General features: G+C 76.7%; 15 protein-coding genes. 8 read left to right on the top strand and 7 right to left on the bottom strand.

Annotated features, from left to right (window positions below; translation table 11 throughout):
- Nucleotides 1-13: 13 nt before the first annotated feature.
- Nucleotides 14-826: a TrmH family RNA methyltransferase gene (locus ACYVG5_RS13330; RefSeq protein ID WP_460683245.1), complete on the bottom strand. Its 813-nt coding sequence runs from the start codon at nt 824-826 to the stop codon at nt 14-16.
- 71 nt (nt 827-897) lie between these two features.
- On the opposite strand from ACYVG5_RS13330, the gene ACYVG5_RS13325 reads away from it, so the two are divergent.
- The 7 genes from ACYVG5_RS13325 (at nt 898) to ACYVG5_RS13295 (ending at nt 8,242) form a co-directional block, all read left to right on the top strand.
- Nucleotides 898-1,860: an NAD(P)/FAD-dependent oxidoreductase gene (locus tag ACYVG5_RS13325; RefSeq protein WP_222049471.1), complete on the top strand. Its 963-nt coding sequence runs from the start codon at nt 898-900 to the stop codon at nt 1,858-1,860.
- Between the two features lie 87 nt (nt 1,861-1,947).
- Nucleotides 1,948-2,670: an ABC transporter ATP-binding protein gene (locus ACYVG5_RS13320; RefSeq protein WP_222049470.1), complete on the top strand. Its 723-nt coding sequence runs from the start codon at nt 1,948-1,950 to the stop codon at nt 2,668-2,670.
- Nucleotides 2,667-3,476 carry an ABC transporter permease gene (locus tag ACYVG5_RS13315; RefSeq protein ID WP_222049469.1) on the top strand — a complete coding sequence of 270 codons (810 nt, stop codon included), beginning with the start codon at nt 2,667-2,669 and terminating at the stop codon, nt 3,474-3,476. Before ACYVG5_RS13320 ends, ACYVG5_RS13315 begins: the two co-directional genes overlap by 4 nt.
- Complete coding sequence (locus ACYVG5_RS13310; RefSeq protein WP_222049468.1) at nt 3,392-4,120, top strand: TetR/AcrR family transcriptional regulator; 729 nt, start codon at nt 3,392-3,394, stop codon at nt 4,118-4,120. Before ACYVG5_RS13315 ends, ACYVG5_RS13310 begins: the two co-directional genes overlap by 85 nt.
- A 12-nt stretch (nt 4,121-4,132) precedes the next feature.
- Nucleotides 4,133-4,879 (top strand): ABC transporter ATP-binding protein, encoded by a 747-nt coding sequence (locus ACYVG5_RS13305; RefSeq protein WP_222049467.1) that lies wholly within the window; start codon nt 4,133-4,135, stop codon nt 4,877-4,879.
- Nucleotides 4,876-5,556 carry an ABC transporter ATP-binding protein gene (locus ACYVG5_RS13300; protein ID WP_222049466.1) on the top strand — a complete coding sequence of 227 codons (681 nt, stop codon included), beginning with the start codon at nt 4,876-4,878 and terminating at the stop codon, nt 5,554-5,556. The genes ACYVG5_RS13305 and ACYVG5_RS13300 overlap by 4 nt, the downstream gene beginning before the upstream one ends.
- Nucleotides 5,557-5,578: 22 nt before the next feature.
- Nucleotides 5,579-8,242 carry a hypothetical protein gene (locus ACYVG5_RS13295; protein ID WP_222049465.1) on the top strand — a complete coding sequence of 888 codons (2,664 nt, stop codon included), beginning with the start codon at nt 5,579-5,581 and terminating at the stop codon, nt 8,240-8,242.
- Nucleotides 8,243-8,312: 70 nt separating this feature from the next.
- Here ACYVG5_RS13295 and ACYVG5_RS13290 read toward each other — a convergent pair whose 3' ends face one another.
- The 6 genes from ACYVG5_RS13290 to ACYVG5_RS13265 all read right to left on the bottom strand — a co-directional run bounded on the left by ACYVG5_RS13290 (nt 8,313) and on the right by ACYVG5_RS13265 (nt 13,864).
- Nucleotides 8,313-9,143, bottom strand: a complete 831-nt coding sequence (locus ACYVG5_RS13290) for an acyl-CoA thioesterase (RefSeq protein WP_222049464.1) — start codon at nt 9,141-9,143, stop codon at nt 8,313-8,315.
- A 43-nt stretch (nt 9,144-9,186) separates the two neighbouring features.
- A complete protein-coding gene (gene thpR, locus ACYVG5_RS13285) occupies nt 9,187-9,723 on the bottom strand; it encodes an RNA 2',3'-cyclic phosphodiesterase (protein ID WP_460683255.1) in 537 nt (178 codons plus the stop codon).
- 56 nt (nt 9,724-9,779) lie between these two features.
- Entirely contained in the window at nt 9,780-10,232 is a 453-nt protein-coding gene (locus ACYVG5_RS13280) for a hypothetical protein (protein WP_222049463.1), read from the bottom strand.
- 77 nt (nt 10,233-10,309) lie between these two features.
- Nucleotides 10,310-11,665: an MFS transporter gene (locus ACYVG5_RS13275; RefSeq protein ID WP_222049462.1), complete on the bottom strand. Its 1,356-nt coding sequence runs from the start codon at nt 11,663-11,665 to the stop codon at nt 10,310-10,312.
- Nucleotides 11,666-11,703: 38 nt separating this feature from the next.
- Entirely contained in the window at nt 11,704-12,138 is a 435-nt protein-coding gene (locus ACYVG5_RS13270) for a MarR family winged helix-turn-helix transcriptional regulator (protein ID WP_222049461.1), read from the bottom strand.
- A gap of 154 nt (nt 12,139-12,292) precedes the next feature.
- On the bottom strand, nt 12,293-13,864 hold the full coding sequence (locus ACYVG5_RS13265; protein ID WP_222049460.1) for an NCS2 family permease: 1,572 nt from the start codon (nt 13,862-13,864) through the stop codon (nt 12,293-12,295).
- Nucleotides 13,865-14,026: 162 nt separating this feature from the next.
- On the opposite strand from ACYVG5_RS13265, the gene ACYVG5_RS13260 reads away from it, so the two are divergent.
- The gene (locus ACYVG5_RS13260; RefSeq protein ID WP_222049459.1) at nt 14,027-14,236 is read left to right on the top strand and encodes a DUF2530 domain-containing protein; all 210 of its coding nucleotides are present in this window, start codon (nt 14,027-14,029) and stop codon (nt 14,234-14,236) included.
- Nucleotides 14,237-14,441: the final 205 nt, after the last annotated feature.

Genomic DNA, 14,441 nt, shown 5'->3' with positions numbered 1-14,441 from the left:
TGAGCCGGGTCCTTCAGCAGCGCAGCGTGGCGAACGCGATGGCCGCCGCGGCGGCCACGCCCAGGGAGTCGACGCCGCCGCGCATCGGGATGCGGGCGCGCACCCGCGCCGCGGCCTGCGCGGCCGGGGTGAGCCCCGGGCCCTCCGCCCCGAGCAGCACCGCGGTGCGCAGGTGCGCTCCCGGGTCGACGTCGGCGATGTCGACGGCGTCGTCGGCCGGGGTGAGCGCGACGGTGCGGTAGCCGGCACCGTGCAGCCGGTCGAGACCTGCGGGCCAGTCGCCGAGCACCGCGATGGGCAGGGTCAGCACGTGCCCCATGGACACCCGCACGCACCGCCGGTACAGCGGGTCGGCGCAGGTGGGGTCCAGCAGGAGTCCGTCGACGCCGAGGGCCACCGCCGATCGGGCGATCGACCCGATGTTCTCGTGGTCGTTCAGCCCCTCGAGCACGGCCAGCCGGCGCGGCGCGGCGGGATCGGGGCCGGTGAGCAGCGCGTCCAGGTCGAGCGGCGGGCGCCGGTCGGCGGAGGCGAGCACGCCGCGGGTGAGCCGGAAGCCGATCACCTCCGAGAGCACCCACCGATCGGCCTCGTAGGCGGCCACGCCGGCGGGCAGCCGCAGGCCGGCGACCCGGCCGGGAATGCCGAAGACGGTGCGGATCCGGTACGGCGAGGCGAGCAGCCGCTCGACGGCGGGCACCCCCTCCACGATCACCGGGCCGGTGCCGCGCTCGGTGCCGGGACGACGGTCGCCGGCGACGAGGTCCCGGAAGTCGGCCACCCGCTCGTCGGCGGGGTCGGTGATCACCTGGGGCTGCGCGGGCACACCCGTGATCATGCCCGCTGCCCGGGGCGGCCCGGGGAGCGGGACGGGCCGGCGGCCGCCAGGATCGGCACGTGGACAGCCCCGGGACGACGGTCATCGGCAGCGGCATCTCCGGCATCGCCTGCGCCCGGGCGCTCGCCGACGCCGGGCTCACCGTCCGGGTGCTCGACCGGGGGCGGCAGCCCGGCGGCCGGATGGGCGGGCGCACCCTGCACGGCCGGCCGGTCGACCTCGGCGCCTCCTACCTCACCGTGCCCGACGGCTCGCCGTTCGCACCCGTCGTCGCCGGCTGGGTCGAGCGCGGGCTGGCCCACCCGTGGACCGACACGTTCGCCGTCGGCGGTCCTGACGGGCTGACCCGGACGACGACCGGCCCCGTCCGGTACGGCACCGCCGGTGGTCTGCGCGGCCTGGTCGCCGACCTCGCGACCGGCCTGGACCTGGTGCAGGAACGCACCGTGCACGAGGTCACGGCCGACGGCGCGGGCCGCCCGTCGGTGGACGGCGAGCGGGTGGACGCCGTCGTCCTCGCCATGCCCGATCCCCAGGCCCGGCGGCTGCTCCCACCGGCGGGCGCCGGCCCGGCTCTCGACCCCGACGGCTGGCAGCCCTCCCTCGCCATCGCCCTGGGGTGGTCACAGCGCCGGTGGCCGGGCGACCTGCACGGCGTCTTCGTGCACGACTCCCCCGTGCTCGACTGGGTCGCCGACGACGGCGACCGGCGCGGCGACGGCGCCCCAGTGCTCGTCGCCCACACCACGCCCGGCCTCGCCGCCCGCCACCTGGACGAGCCCGAGCGGGCCACCGCGGAGGTCGTCGTCGCGGTCCGCACCCTGCTGGGCATCGAGGCGGAGCCCGAGTGGACACACGTCCACCGCTGGTCCTCCGCCAGGCCCGCGCACCCGCGGGAGCAGCCGTTCGCGCTGGCCGGCCGGATAGGGGTCTGCGGCGACGGCTGGGCGGCTCCGGCGCGGGTGGAGAGCGCCTGGCGATCGGGCACCGCGCTGGGCGAGGAGCTCATCCGCACCCGCTGACGGGCGGCAGAGCCGGAAGTCCCTTGCCGCGGGCCACGCAACTCATCTAGCGTTGAGTTCATTACCCGTTGAGTTGTGGAGGCCGGCATGGACGCCGCTGTCACCGTCACCGATCTCGTCGTGCACCGCGGTCGCCGTCGTGTGCTGCACGGCCTGTCCGCCACGCTCCCCCGCGGGCAGGTCACCGGCCTGCTGGGCCCCAGCGGCAGCGGGAAGACCACGCTGATGCGCGCGCTGGTCGGTGTCCAGGTGGTCCGGTCCGGCTCGGTCAGCGTGCTCGGGGAGACCGCCGGCTCACCGGGGCTGCGCGCCCGGGTCGGCTACGTCACCCAGGCGCCGAGCGTCTACGCCGACCTCACCGTCCGGGAGAACGCCCGGTACTTCGCCGCCCTGTACGGCGTCGGCGCCGCGGCGGCCGACGCAGCCCTGGCCGACGTGGGCCTCACCGACGCGGCCGGGCAGCTGGTCACCGACCTCTCCGGCGGCCAGCAGGGCCGGGTGTCCCTGGCCTGCGCCCTGGTCGGCGTCCCCGAGCTGCTGGTGCTCGACGAGCCCACGGTCGGGCTCGACCCGGTGCTGCGGGTCGAGCTCTGGGCCCGCTTCCACGCCCTCGCCGCGGCCGGGACGACGCTGATCGTGTCCAGCCACGTCATGGACGAGGCCGGCCGGTGCGACCGGTTGCTGCTGATCCGCGAGGGCCGGTTGCTCAGCGACTCCACCCCGCAGGAACTCCGGGCCCGCACGGGCACCGAGGACCTCGAGGCAGCCTTTCTCACGCTGGTCCGGACCGCAGAGGAGACGGCGGCATGACCGCCGCGACGCTCCCCCGGCGCACCGCTCCCGCCGCACCACACCCCCCGGGGGGTCTACGCCTGACCGCGGCCACCGCGGCGCGGGTGCTCCGCCAGCTGCGGCACGACCACCGCACCGTGGCGATGATGCTGGTGCTGCCCAGCGCGCTGCTCGGGCTGCTCTACCTGCTGTGGGCCGACCTGCCGACCGTCCCGGGGCAGCCGAGCACCTTCGACCGGGTCGGGCTCACCATGCTCGGCATCTTCCCGTTCGTGGTGATGTTCCTGGTCACCAGCATCGCGATGCTGCGGGAGCGCGCCTCGGGCACGCTCGAGCGGCTGCTCACCACCCCGCTGTCCCGGCCGGCCCTGCTGCTCGGCTACGGCCTCGCCTTCGGGCTGGCCGCCGCGGCGCAGGCCGTCGTCACGGTCTCCGTCGCCACGATCGGCTACGACCTGGACGTGGCGGGGCCGGTGTACCTGGTCGTCCTGATCGCCGTCGTCGATGCCGTGCTCGGGGTCGCGTTGGGGCTGCTGGCCAGCGCCTTCGCCCGCAGCGAGTTCCAGGCGGTGCAGTTCATGCCGGTGATCGTGCTGCCGCAGTTCTTCCTGTGCGGGTTGCTGGTGCCGCGCGAGCAGATGGCCGGCTGGCTGCAGGCGGTCAGCGACGTGCTGCCGCTGACCTATGCCGTCGAGGCCCTGCAGGAGGTCGGTGCGTCGGCCGGGGCGTCGGGCACCATGTGGGTCGACGTCGCCGTCGTGGCCGGCGCGGCGCTGCTGGCCCTCGGCGCCGCCGCGGCCACCCTGCGGAGGAGGACCAGCTGAGCGAGCCCGCCCCCCGGCCCCGCCGGGCCCGGCCGTCCGGACGCCGTCCCGGCAACCCCGACACCCGCGACGGCGTCCTCGCCGCGGCCCGCGCCGTCTTCGCCGACCGCGGCTTCGACAGCGCCTCCATCCGGGTCATCGCCTCGGCCGCCGGGGTCGACCCCGCGCTGGTGCACCACTACTTCGGCAGCAAGGAGAAGTTGTTCCTGGCCGCCGTCCACGCCCCGGCGGACCCGGATGAGCTGCTGCCCGACGTGCTCGCCGGCGGGACGGCGGACCTCGGCGCCAACGTCGTCCGGATGCTGCTGCGGGTCTGGGACGGGCCGGGCCAGGCAGCCGGGCTGGCGCTGGTCCGCTCGGCGGTCAGCAACGAGTGGACGGCCCGGTTGCTGCGCGAGTTCCTGACCGCGCGGGTGCTGCGCCGGGTGGTCGGCACGCTCGACCTGCCGCAGGAGGAGCGGGACGCCCGCGGCGGGCTGGCCGCCTCCCAGCTCATCGGCGTGGTGATCGCGCGCTACGTGCTGCGGGTGGAACCGCTGGCCTCGGCGTCCGCCGACGAGGTGGTGGCCGCGGTCGGCCCCACCGTGCAGCGCTACCTGACCGGCCCGGTGGACCTCCCCGCCACGGGGGCGGCCACCTCCTAGGCTCCCGCCTCGATGAGCGCGAGCGAGGGGTTCCGGTCCGCCGGCGACCCGCTGGGCGACACGGCGTCCGCCGGCGCGCCGGCGGCGGGCCCGGCGGCGGCCTGCCGGGGCGTGGGCAAGACCTACCGGACCGCCGCCGAGGCGGTCCCCGCGCTGGTCGACGTGACCCTCACCGTCCCCCGCGCCCGGGTCACCGTGGTCGTGGGCCCGTCGGGCTCGGGGAAGTCCTCCCTGCTGCGGCTGCTGGCCTGCATCGACCGGCCCGACACCGGCGAGGTGTCCATCGCCGGGGAGCGGGTGGACCGGCTCCGGGCCCGGGCCCGCCGGCGGCTGCGCCGGCAGCAGGTGGCCTACCTCTTCCAGCGCCCCGGCGAGAACCTGCTGCCCTACCTGGATGCCGTCGGCCAGGTCCGGCTGGCCGCGCAGCTGCGCGGCGCCGCGGTCTCCCCCGGCCAGGCGCGGGCCCTCCTGGAGCGGCTGGGGCTGGGCGACCGCGCCGACCACCGGCCGGCCCAGCTGTCCGGTGGGGAGCAGCAGCGGCTCGCGGTCGCCTGCGGGGTGGTCGGCTCCCCCGCCCTCGTCGTCGCCGACGAGCCCACCGCCGAGCTGGACACCGCGGCCGCCGAGCGGGTGCTGGCGGCGGTGGCGGACCTCGCCGGCAGCGGTGTCGGGTTCGTCCTCTCCTCGCACGACCCGCGGGTGATGGCCATCGCCGACGGGTTCATCCGGCTCGACCACGGCCGGGTCGTGCCCTCGTGACGGCGACGCCGTCCGGCGGCTTCACCGCGACCGGCCTGGTCAAGCGGTACCGGCGGGGCGCGGAGCAGGTGTCCGCGCTGGCCGGGGTGGACCTGGAGGTGGCGGCCGGCGAGCTCGTGGCGCTGGTCGGCCCGTCGGGGTCGGGCAAGAGCACGCTGCTGGCCGTGCTGTGCGGCTGGGAGACCGCGGACGAGGGCCGGCTGGCCTACCGCGGCGCGCTCGCCGGCCGGCGCCCGGACACCCTGGGCTGGCCGGAGCTGGCCCTGGTGCCGCAGGCCCTCGGGCTGGTCGCCGACCTGAGCCTGGCCGACAACGTGCTGCTCCCGTCCCGGCTGCGCGGTTCGCCGGCCGCCGGGCAACCCCGGGCGCAGGACCTGCTGGCCGGGTTCGGGCTCACCCACCTGGCCGACCGGCTGCCGGCCCAGGCGTCGCTGGGCGAGCAGCAGCGGGCCGCCGTCGCCCGGGCACTGCTGCTCGCGCCGGTGGTGCTGCTGGCCGACGAGCCCACCGCCCACCAGGACCGCGGGCACGCCGACCGCCTGCTGGACGCCGTCGCCGACGCGGCCCGCGCCGGATCGGCGGTGCTCATCGCCACCCACGACGAGCAGGCGTGGGCCCGCGCCGACCGGGTGCTGTCGATGCGGGACGGCCGGCTCACCGCGGGTACATCCGCATGACCCGCGAGTCCGGGGTCGGGCAGTGACCCGCGGGCTGTGGCGGCTCCCGCCGTGGACCCGGGCCCCGTGGCTGGGCCTGCGCCGGCCGGCCGCCGTCGTCGCCGTGCTGGTGACCAGCGCCGTGCTCGCCTGCGCGGTGGCGTCGGCGCCGCTGTTCCTGTCCTCGGCCCGGTCGGCCGCGCTCCAGCAGCAGCTCGCCGGGCAGTGCGCGGAGGCCGGCTGGGGTCGGACCCAGGGCTTCTTCGCCGTGCCGCCCGGCACGCCTCCGGCCGAGGTGATCGCCGGCCTGGACGGGCTGCGCGCCGGCTGGGCCGAGCAGGGGCGGCGCAGCGAGCGGGTCCTGCAGGTCCAGCGGGCCGTGGGCGCCGGTGGCAACCCCCAGGCCGGGATGCTGGTCCGCGATCCGGCCGGCGCCCCGGTCACCCAGCCGGCCACCCTCTTCTGGCGGCCCGGCGCCACCGGGCACGTCCAGGTGGTCGACTCGCTCGACGCGCCGGGGGTGTGGCTGCCCGCCGGCTACGCGGACGCGGTGGGTGCCCGGGTGGGCGACGAGATCACCGTGTCCGGGCGGCGGGTCGCGGTCAGCGGCGTCTACACCGACCTGTTCGAGACCGATCCGGGCACCTACTGGTGCGACCACGGCGACCTCTACCTGAACCTGGTCTCGGCCAACGTCCCCCCGCCCGCCCTGGTGCTGGCCACCGACCAGGAGACCTTCGCCCAGCTCGCGGCCGCGGCCGGCTTCGCCATGGTCACCGAGCAGGTGCCGGCCGACGCCACCACCCTGTCGGTCACCCGTGCCCGCGCCCTGGCCGCCGCCCAGGAGCGGGCCGCCCGCGGGTCGCCCGCACCCGCCGGTGGGGTCGAGTTCCTGGGGGGCGGCTGGAACGGCCGGCTCGACGACGCGATCGGGCGGGCGGAGCTCATCGCCGCCGGGCTGCGGGGACCGGTCGTGCCGGTCGCCGTCGCGGGCGCGCTGCTCGCCCTGGCGCTGGTGGCGGCGGCGGGCAGCGCCTGGGTCGACCGGCGGGCCGCCGAGGTACGGCTGCTGGCCGCCCGCGGGGTCGGGCCGGTGCCGCTGGCGGGCAAGGCCGCCCTCGAGCTCGGCGTCCCGGCGCTGGCCGGGGCGGCACTGGGCTGGGCGGCGTCCCGGCTGCTGATCGCCGGGCTGGGCCCGGCCGACGACCTCGACCCCGGCGCCACCCGAGCGGCCGTGGCGGCCGGGATCGCGGCCTTCGTGGTCGGGCTGGCCGGCGCCGCGGGAGTCGCGGGGCTGCGCGCCCAGGGAACGGCGGAGCGCCCACCGGGCGCGGCCCCCCGGTGGCCGTCCCGGGTGCCGTGGGAGGTGGCCCTGCTGGTGGCGGCCGGCTGGTGCTGGGGGCTGCTGCAGACCCGGGACGCCGTGGTCAGCGACGGCGGGGTGGCGCAGGTCAACGGACTGCTGGTCGCCTTCCCACTGCTGGCCGTCGCCGGTGCCGCGGTGCTGCTGGCCCGGCTGCTCACCGCTCTGCTCCCCCGGCTGCGCCGCTGGGCCGGGCACCGCGGTCCGGCGGTGTTCCTGGCGGTGAACCGGCTGGCCGCCGCCCGGCTGGCCACGGCCACACTGCTGGCCGCGGTGACCCTGCCGGTCGCCGTCCTCGGTTACACCGCGACGCTGACCGCCACTTCGCAGACCACCCTGGATGCCAAGGTCGGGGTGCAGATCGGCGCCACCCGGGCGGTCGTCTCCGTCTCCCGGTTCGCCCCCACCCCGGCGATCGACGACGTGGGCACCCTCGTCGTCCGCTACGACGGGAGCGTGGCCGCGGCCGCCGGCGAGGGCGACGGTCGGGGCCGGCGCGACGTCCAGGTGCTCGCCGTCGACCCCGCGGACTTCGCCTCGACCGCTTTCTGGGACGAGTCCTTCGCCGACGTGCCGCTGCCCGAGCTGCTGGCGGCGCTGACCGGCCCGGAGATCGACGGCCGGGTGCCGGTCGTCGCCGCCGGGCTCCCCCCGGGCGACCCCGGCCTGCGGCTGGGCCGGGCACCGGTCGCCGCCGAGGTGGTCGCCGGGGCCCGGGTGCTGCCGGGCCGCCGCACCGCCGACCCGGTGGTCCTGGTCGCCGCGGGCCGGCTGCCGGAGGTCGAGCGCAGCGCCGGCGCCGGGCGGGTCGCCGAGGTGTGGACCGACGGGGAGCTCGGCCCGGCCGTGGACGCCCTGGTCGACGCCGGTGGAGTGCGGAGCCGGGACCTGGAGCCGGCCGACGTCCAGCAGACCGCCAACTTCCTGGGCCTCACGTGGACCTTCGGGTACCTGTCCGCGCTGGCCGTCTTCGTCGGCGTCATCGCCGTCGGCGGGCTGCTGCTGCACCTGGAGGCCCGCTCGCGCACCCGGGTCACGGGCTACGTGATGGCCCGGCGCCTGGGGCTCGGCCGCGGCACGCACCTGCGGTCACTGCTGGTCGAGCTGGGCGGCGTCGCCGTCACCGGTCTGGCGCTGGGGGCGGCGATCGCCGCGGCCGCGGTGGCGCTGGTGTACCGGCGGCTGGACGTCGACCTGCTCCGCCCGCCCACCCCGCTGCTCGACGTCCCGTGGGCGGCGATCGGGACGACCGCCGCCGTCACCGTGCTCGTCCCGGCGCTGGCGGCGCTGTACGCGCAGCGGGCCGCCGACCGGGCGGACCCGGCGACGGTGCTCCGCGAGTGAAAGGACCGTCGTGCCCCCCGGACCTCGCTCCGCTCGGCCCGGGCCCCTGCACGACGGCCGTTCCACCCCGTCAGCGGGGGGCGCGGGCCAGTTGGCGGCTCTGTGCGACCAGCCGGCCGGTGGAGTCCCAGATCCGGTAGTCCTCGTCGAGCCAGCCGCCGGCGATCTCCCCGGCCCGCGCCTCGACCAGGCACCAGCCCGGCGCCGGGACGGCGCGCACCAGCACCTGCAGCTGCACGGTCGGCGCCCAGCCGAACCGGCCCAGCGCCCAGCTGGTCGGCGGCAGCGCATCGGCGAAGGTGACCAGGGCGAGCGGGTCGGGCTGCCGCCCGTCGGCGAAGCGCATCCAGGCCCGGATCACCGGCTCCCCGCCGGGCCGGCCCAGCGCCCAGCCGGCGGTGAGCGGGTCGATCCGGGTCTCGACCCGCTCGCTCAGCCCGGGCACCGACACCCCGGCCGGGGCCAGGTGGGCGTGCTCCGCGATCGAGGGGCACTGCTCCACGGGCGTGGCCGCGGGCACCGGGACGGCGACGTCGGCCGGCTCGGCGCCCAGCGTGGCCGTGGTCGCCTGGACGGTCACCGCCGGACCGCCGCCGTCGGCGAGCACGATCGCCGCGGAGGCGAGCGTCCGGCCGGCCGGGCCGGGGGTGACGGTCAGCTGCGCGGGGCCCGCCACCGGCGCGCGGAGGTAGTTGGCCGACAGCGCCACCGGGTGCGGGTGCGGCGAGTCCAGCACCGCCGCCCGGGCGGCGACCGCGAGCAGGTAGCCGCCGTTGAGCACGCCACCGCCGACGCCCCAGCCGGGGTCCAGGACGGCGGTCAGCACACCGCCCTCCCCCCGGTCGACGGCGGTGGCGACGTCGAAGGCGGACTGCTGGTCGGCGCGGTGGGTCTGCGGCACGCAGGACAGGGTGCCAGGCCGCCCACCGCGGGCCGCACCTCGCTCAGCCGACCGGCCAGGCCGCCAGCCGCTCGTACCGCGGCACCGGGCCCAGGTGGCTGCGCCACAGCACCACCTCGGCCACCGGCCAGACCGGTCCGCGGTAGCCGGCCAGCCGGTCGGCCAGGGTGGCGTCGGCCGGGCGCCCGGTCGGCCAGCGGCCCAGCGTCAGGTGCGCCCGGAACGGCCGATCCTCGACCGGAAGCCGGACCGTCCGGGCGGCGGCGCCGAGCCGGTCGGCGAGCGAGGTCAGCGGGACGACGTCGCCGGCCAGCCCCGCCCAGCACACAGCGGGACGGCGTCGCGCGCCGAACGTGCCCGCCCCGGACACCTGCAGCGACATCGGCGGGGCCGCGGCCACGGCCGGCGCGGCCGCTTCCCGCAACGGTCCCACCGCCGCCGCCGGGACCTCGCCGAGGAACTGCAGGGTCACGTGCCAGCGCTCCGGCGGCGTCCAGCGCGGCGCGCCCGGGGCGTCCCGGAGCGGTACCAGGGCGCGGGTGAGGTCGGCGACCGCGGCGGGCGGCGGGTCGACGGCCAGGAAGAGCCGCCCCGACCCCGCCTCGGTGGCCGGCCGTGCCGGCCGGGTGCCGGAGCTCAGCCGGACACCACGAGGCCGGCGGCCTCCAGCGCGGCGACCAGCTGGAGCCGCTCCACCTCACGGGACGCGGCGGGCACCGTGGTCAGGCCGTTCGGCACCTGGAGGATGGCGGCTGCCTCGACGAGCACGTCGTCGTAGGCGGCCAGCAGCCCGCGCCGGCGGGCGACGGGGGTGCCGCTGGGCACGACCGCGAGTTGGTGCGCGAGCCGGCGGAGGTCCGCGGCGACCAGTTCGACGGGCCGGTGCGGGCCGGGTGGGGGCGGCGGCTCGACGCCGGCCGCGGCCCGGCCGCGCGCCCGGCGGGCCGCCCGCCGGTCGGCCTGGAGCTGGCCGGTGAACGCGCGGTAGACGAGCCCGAGCAGTAGGAACCCGCCGACCAGCATCGCGGTCACCGCGCCGAGGTCGAGCAGGGGCCCGACGACGTCGGCTGGGCTCCCGTCCGCGGGCACGGAGGAACGCTACGTCGGCCGCCCCGGCCGGGGCAACGGTCCTTGGTCCTGGCTGGTGGCCCCGGCGCCTGCGGCGGTCAGCGCGGGGTGGCGCCGGGCGGGGGCGCTCCCGCCGACTGCGCACCCGGCGCCTCGCCGTCGGCCGCCGCCACGAGCCCGGCGACCGCCGCCGGCGGGCGCGGCGCGGCGACGCGCAGGTGCGCACGGGGCGGAGTCAGGTGCACCTCGAGCCGCACCCGCCGGCCGCGGGCCAGCAACGCGCCGGCGACGACGGAGGCGAGCACGCAGACCAGGCCGCCGGCGATGAACCCCCAGCGGGCACCCAGGTGCTCGGACACCCAGCCGATCAGCGGGGCACCCGCCGGTGTCCCGCCCATGAAGCACATGAAGTAGAGCGCCAGGATCCGGCCGCGCATGTGCGGCTCGACGCCGAGCTGGACGAAGCTGTTGCAGGCCACGCTGAACATCAGCGCGGCGGCCCCGGTGGGCACCAGCAGGACGGCGAAGGACGTCTCGTTCGGCATCAGGCCCGCGATCACCAGCAGCACGCCGAAGGCGGCCGCGGCGACGACGAGGAACCGCTGCAGCGGCCGGGCGCTGCGGCGGGCCGACAGCAGCGCCCCGGACAGCGAGCCGACGGCGTAGCAGGTCGACAGGAACCCGAAGGCGGTCGCGCCGAGCCCGAACTCCTCGCGGGCCATCAAGGCGATGGTGATCTGGGTGTTGAACCCGAAGGTGCCGGCCACGAAGGCCAGCGACATGGCCAGCAGCAGGTCGGGGCGGCCCCGGGCGTACCCCAGGGCCTCCCGCAGCTGCCCGCGCGCCCGGGCCACCGGGGGGCTGCGGCGCAGCTCGCCGACCCGCATGGCCAGCAGCGCGCCGATGGTGACGACGAAGCTCGCGGCGTTGATCAGGAACGCCGGCGCGGTGTCGCCCCCGGCCAACCCGATGAGCGCGCCGGCGACCGCCGGGCCGACCAGCCGGGCGCCGTTGAAGACGGTGGAGTTCAGGCTCACCGCGTTGGCCAGCCGTTCGGGGCCGACCATCTCCGACACGAACGACTGGCGCACCGGCAGGTCCAGCGACGACGCCACGCCCAGGGCTGCGGCGAGCAGGTAGACGTGCCAGAGGATGACGGCGTCGGTGGCCACCAGCAGCCCGAGGCCCAGGGCGAGCGCGCCCATCAGCGCCTGGGTGCCGACGAGGACCCGGCGCTTGTCGTAGCGGTCGGCGAGCACCCCGCCGTAGAAGCTGAACAGCAGGGTCGGGGCGAACTGCAGGGCGGTCGTGACGCCCAGCGCGATGCCGCTGCCCCCGGAGAGCTGCAGCACCAGCCAGTCCTGGCCGATGCGCTGCATCCACGTACCGGTCAGGCTGACCAGGTTGGCCGATGCGTACAGCCGGAAGTTGCGCACGCCGAGAGCGGCGAACATCGACGTCCGCCTGGTTGCGTCTGCGTCAGGCGTCTGCGTCACCCACTGGCGAGCTTGTCCATGATCGTCGCCGCCTCGCGCAGCACGGCCCGCTCCTCGGCGCTGAGCTGCTGGAGCCGCCCGGACAGCCACGCCTCCCGGGCACGGATCTCGTCACCGAGCATCGCCTCGGCGGCCGGGGTGAGATCGATGACCACCTGGCGGCCGTCGGTGGGGTGCGGCGTCCGGGTGACCAGCCCCTTGGCCTCCAGCGCCACCACGACCCGGGTCATCGACGGCGGCTGCACCCGCTCGTGGGCGGCCAGCTCGCCGGGGCTCATCGGGCCCTGCCGCTGCAGCGTGGACAGCGCGGCCAGGTGCGTGAGCGTGACCGAGGTGTCCACGCGCTGGTTGCGCAGCCGTCGGGAGAACCGCATGACCGCCAGTCGCAGGTCGTGGGCGAGCGCTGCGGTGTCCAGCGTCGTCCGAGGCACGGTGGTAACCCTATCCGAGAACCGAAGCCTGCCTAATGACTCGGCCCCCCTTCAGGGTCCCGCCCCGAGCCTGCGAGGGGTGCGGGGAAGGTCAGGCCCCCCTTCAGGGTCCCGCCCCGAGCCTGCGAGGGGTGGGGGGAAGGGGGGTCCTTACTCAGAAGAGCTGCTGCAGCGGTTCGAGGGCGAAGTAGACGACGAAGACGGCGGCCACCACCCACATCAGGGGGTGCACGTCCCTGCTCCGCCCGACCGCGACCCGCAGCAGCACGAACGCGATCACGCCGGCGCCGATGCCGTTGGTGATCGAGTAGGTGAACGGCATCAACGCGATGGTCAGGAAGGCCGGGATGACCAGCGACAGGTCGCCCCACTCGAGGTCGCGGATCTGACTGATCAGCAGCGCGCCCACGATGACCAGCACCGGGGCGGCGGCCTCGGAGGGCACGACCGCCACCAGCGGCGTGAAGAAGGCCGCGGCCAGGAACAGCGCACCGGTGACGACGCTGGCCAGACCCGTGCGGGCACCGTCGGCGACACCGGAGGCGCTCTCGATGTAGGTGGTGTTCGACGAGACGCTGGCCGCGCCACCGGCCGCGGCCGCCAGCGAGTCCACCAGCAGCACCGGCTGGGAGCGCGGCAGGTTGCGCTTCTCGTCGAGCAGGCCGGCCTCGGCGCCCACGGCGGTGACGGTGCCGACCGTGTCGAAGAAGTCGGCGATCATGATGGAGAAGACGATGAGGATCGCCGCGAGGACGCCGATCCGCTCGAAACCGCCGAAGAGCGAGAAGTTCCCGATGATCGACAGGTCGGGGACGCCGACCCAGGAGTCCGGCCACGAGGGCACCTGCAGTGCCCACCCCCGCGGGTTGGCCTCGGCGCCGTCGGCACCGATCCGCGGGCCGACCTGGGCGATCGCCTCGACGACGATCGCGAACACCGTGGTGACGACGATGCCGATGAGCAGCCCGCCGCGGACCTTGCGGACGACGAGCACGCTGGTCACGAGCAGGCCGACGACGAAGGTGAGCAGCGGCCAGCCGGCCAGCTGGCCGTTGACCCCGAAGCTGATCAGCGGGGTGCCCGGCCGGATCACGCCGGCGTCGGCGAGCCCGATGATGGTGAGGAAGAAGCCGATGCCCACCGCGATCGACGTCTTCAGCTGGGGCGGGATGGCCTCGAAGACCGCCCGCCGGAAGCCGGTGAGCACCAGCACCGTGATCAGCAGGCCCTCGAGCACGACCAGGCCCATGATCTCCGGCCAGGAGAGCTGGGTGGCGGCGAAGACGGCGACGATCGCGTTGATGCCCAGCCCGGTGGCCAGCGCGAAGGGATAGCGGCCGATCACGCCCATGGCGATGGTCAGCAGGCCGGCCACCAGCGCGGTGACCGCGGCGACCGACCCGAAGGACAGCGTGTTCCCGTTGATGTCCGCGCCGGACAGGATGATCGGGTTCAGCACCACGATGTAGGCCATCGTGAAGAAGGTGGTCAGCCCACCGCGCACCTCCCGGCCGACGGTCGAGCGGCGCGCGGTGATCTCGAAGTAGCGGTCCATGCCGTTCTTCGGCCTGATCGTGGGCCCGGGGCTGCGCCGCGGGGAGCCCTGCACCTCGTCCGGGGTGCCGGCCGTCGCGGTGCCGGCGGCCGCCCCCTCCCGGCCGGCCGCGGAGGAACCGCCCCGGCCACCGGAGGGCTTGCGGGCGCTGGGGCGGGACTTGTCGGGCATGGGGTGGACTCCCGGGGACAGCAGGCGGGCGCGCCGCGGTGCGCAGGGCACTCCGGGCCCCCGCGTCGCAGACGGCATCGAGCGGCGACAGCGTGCCACATCCCCGACGGGCGGCGGCACGCCCGGACGCCGGGGCCCGTTCCGCCGTCCTAGTCTCGACGCGTGCCCGTGCCCACCCGCCCCTCGCCCCCGCCGCTGCGTGTCGACACCGCGCGGGTGGTGCGGGTCGGCGCGGCCCTGTGGGCGGTGGCCCTGGTGGTGCTCCTGCTGCTCGGCGACCGGGTCGACCGGGTCTGGACCTGGACCTGCCTGGCCGCCATCGGCCTGGCCGCGCTCGGGCTCGGCATCATGAAGTGGCAGGGACAGAGGTAGGGGAAGCGCCGCTGACCCGCCCCTGCCGTCGTCCTGACGGTCTTGCGCTGTTGTGCGCGACCGCAAGAGCAGCAGCGCGACCGCAGGAGCCGGCAGCGGCGGCCGGGAACGGCAGTGATGATTGAAGGCGAGCCCCGCACCGGTGGTCTGACTCTGGGAACGGCTGACCGTTGGTGTCTTCCAGTTGATCTGTCGGCCGCCCGGT

Source organism: Modestobacter lapidis (genome assembly GCF_054780755.1).
This window is presented reverse-complemented; position numbering and strand designations above follow the sequence as displayed.

Excerpts from the sequence above, each read along its gene's own strand:
- ACYVG5_RS13320 (WP_222049470.1), top strand. The coding sequence starts at position 1,948 with ATGGACGCCGCTGTCACCGTCACCGATCTCGTCGTGCACCGCGGTCGC.
- ACYVG5_RS13315 (WP_222049469.1), top strand. The coding sequence starts at position 2,667 with ATGACCGCCGCGACGCTCCCCCGGCGCACCGCTCCCGCCGCACCACAC.
- ACYVG5_RS13265 (WP_222049460.1), bottom strand. The coding sequence starts at position 13,864 with ATGCCCGACAAGTCCCGCCCCAGCGCCCGCAAGCCCTCCGGTGGCCGG.
- ACYVG5_RS13275 (WP_222049462.1), bottom strand. The coding sequence starts at position 11,665 with ATGTTCGCCGCTCTCGGCGTGCGCAACTTCCGGCTGTACGCATCGGCC.
- ACYVG5_RS13305 (WP_222049467.1), top strand. The coding sequence starts at position 4,133 with ATGAGCGCGAGCGAGGGGTTCCGGTCCGCCGGCGACCCGCTGGGCGAC.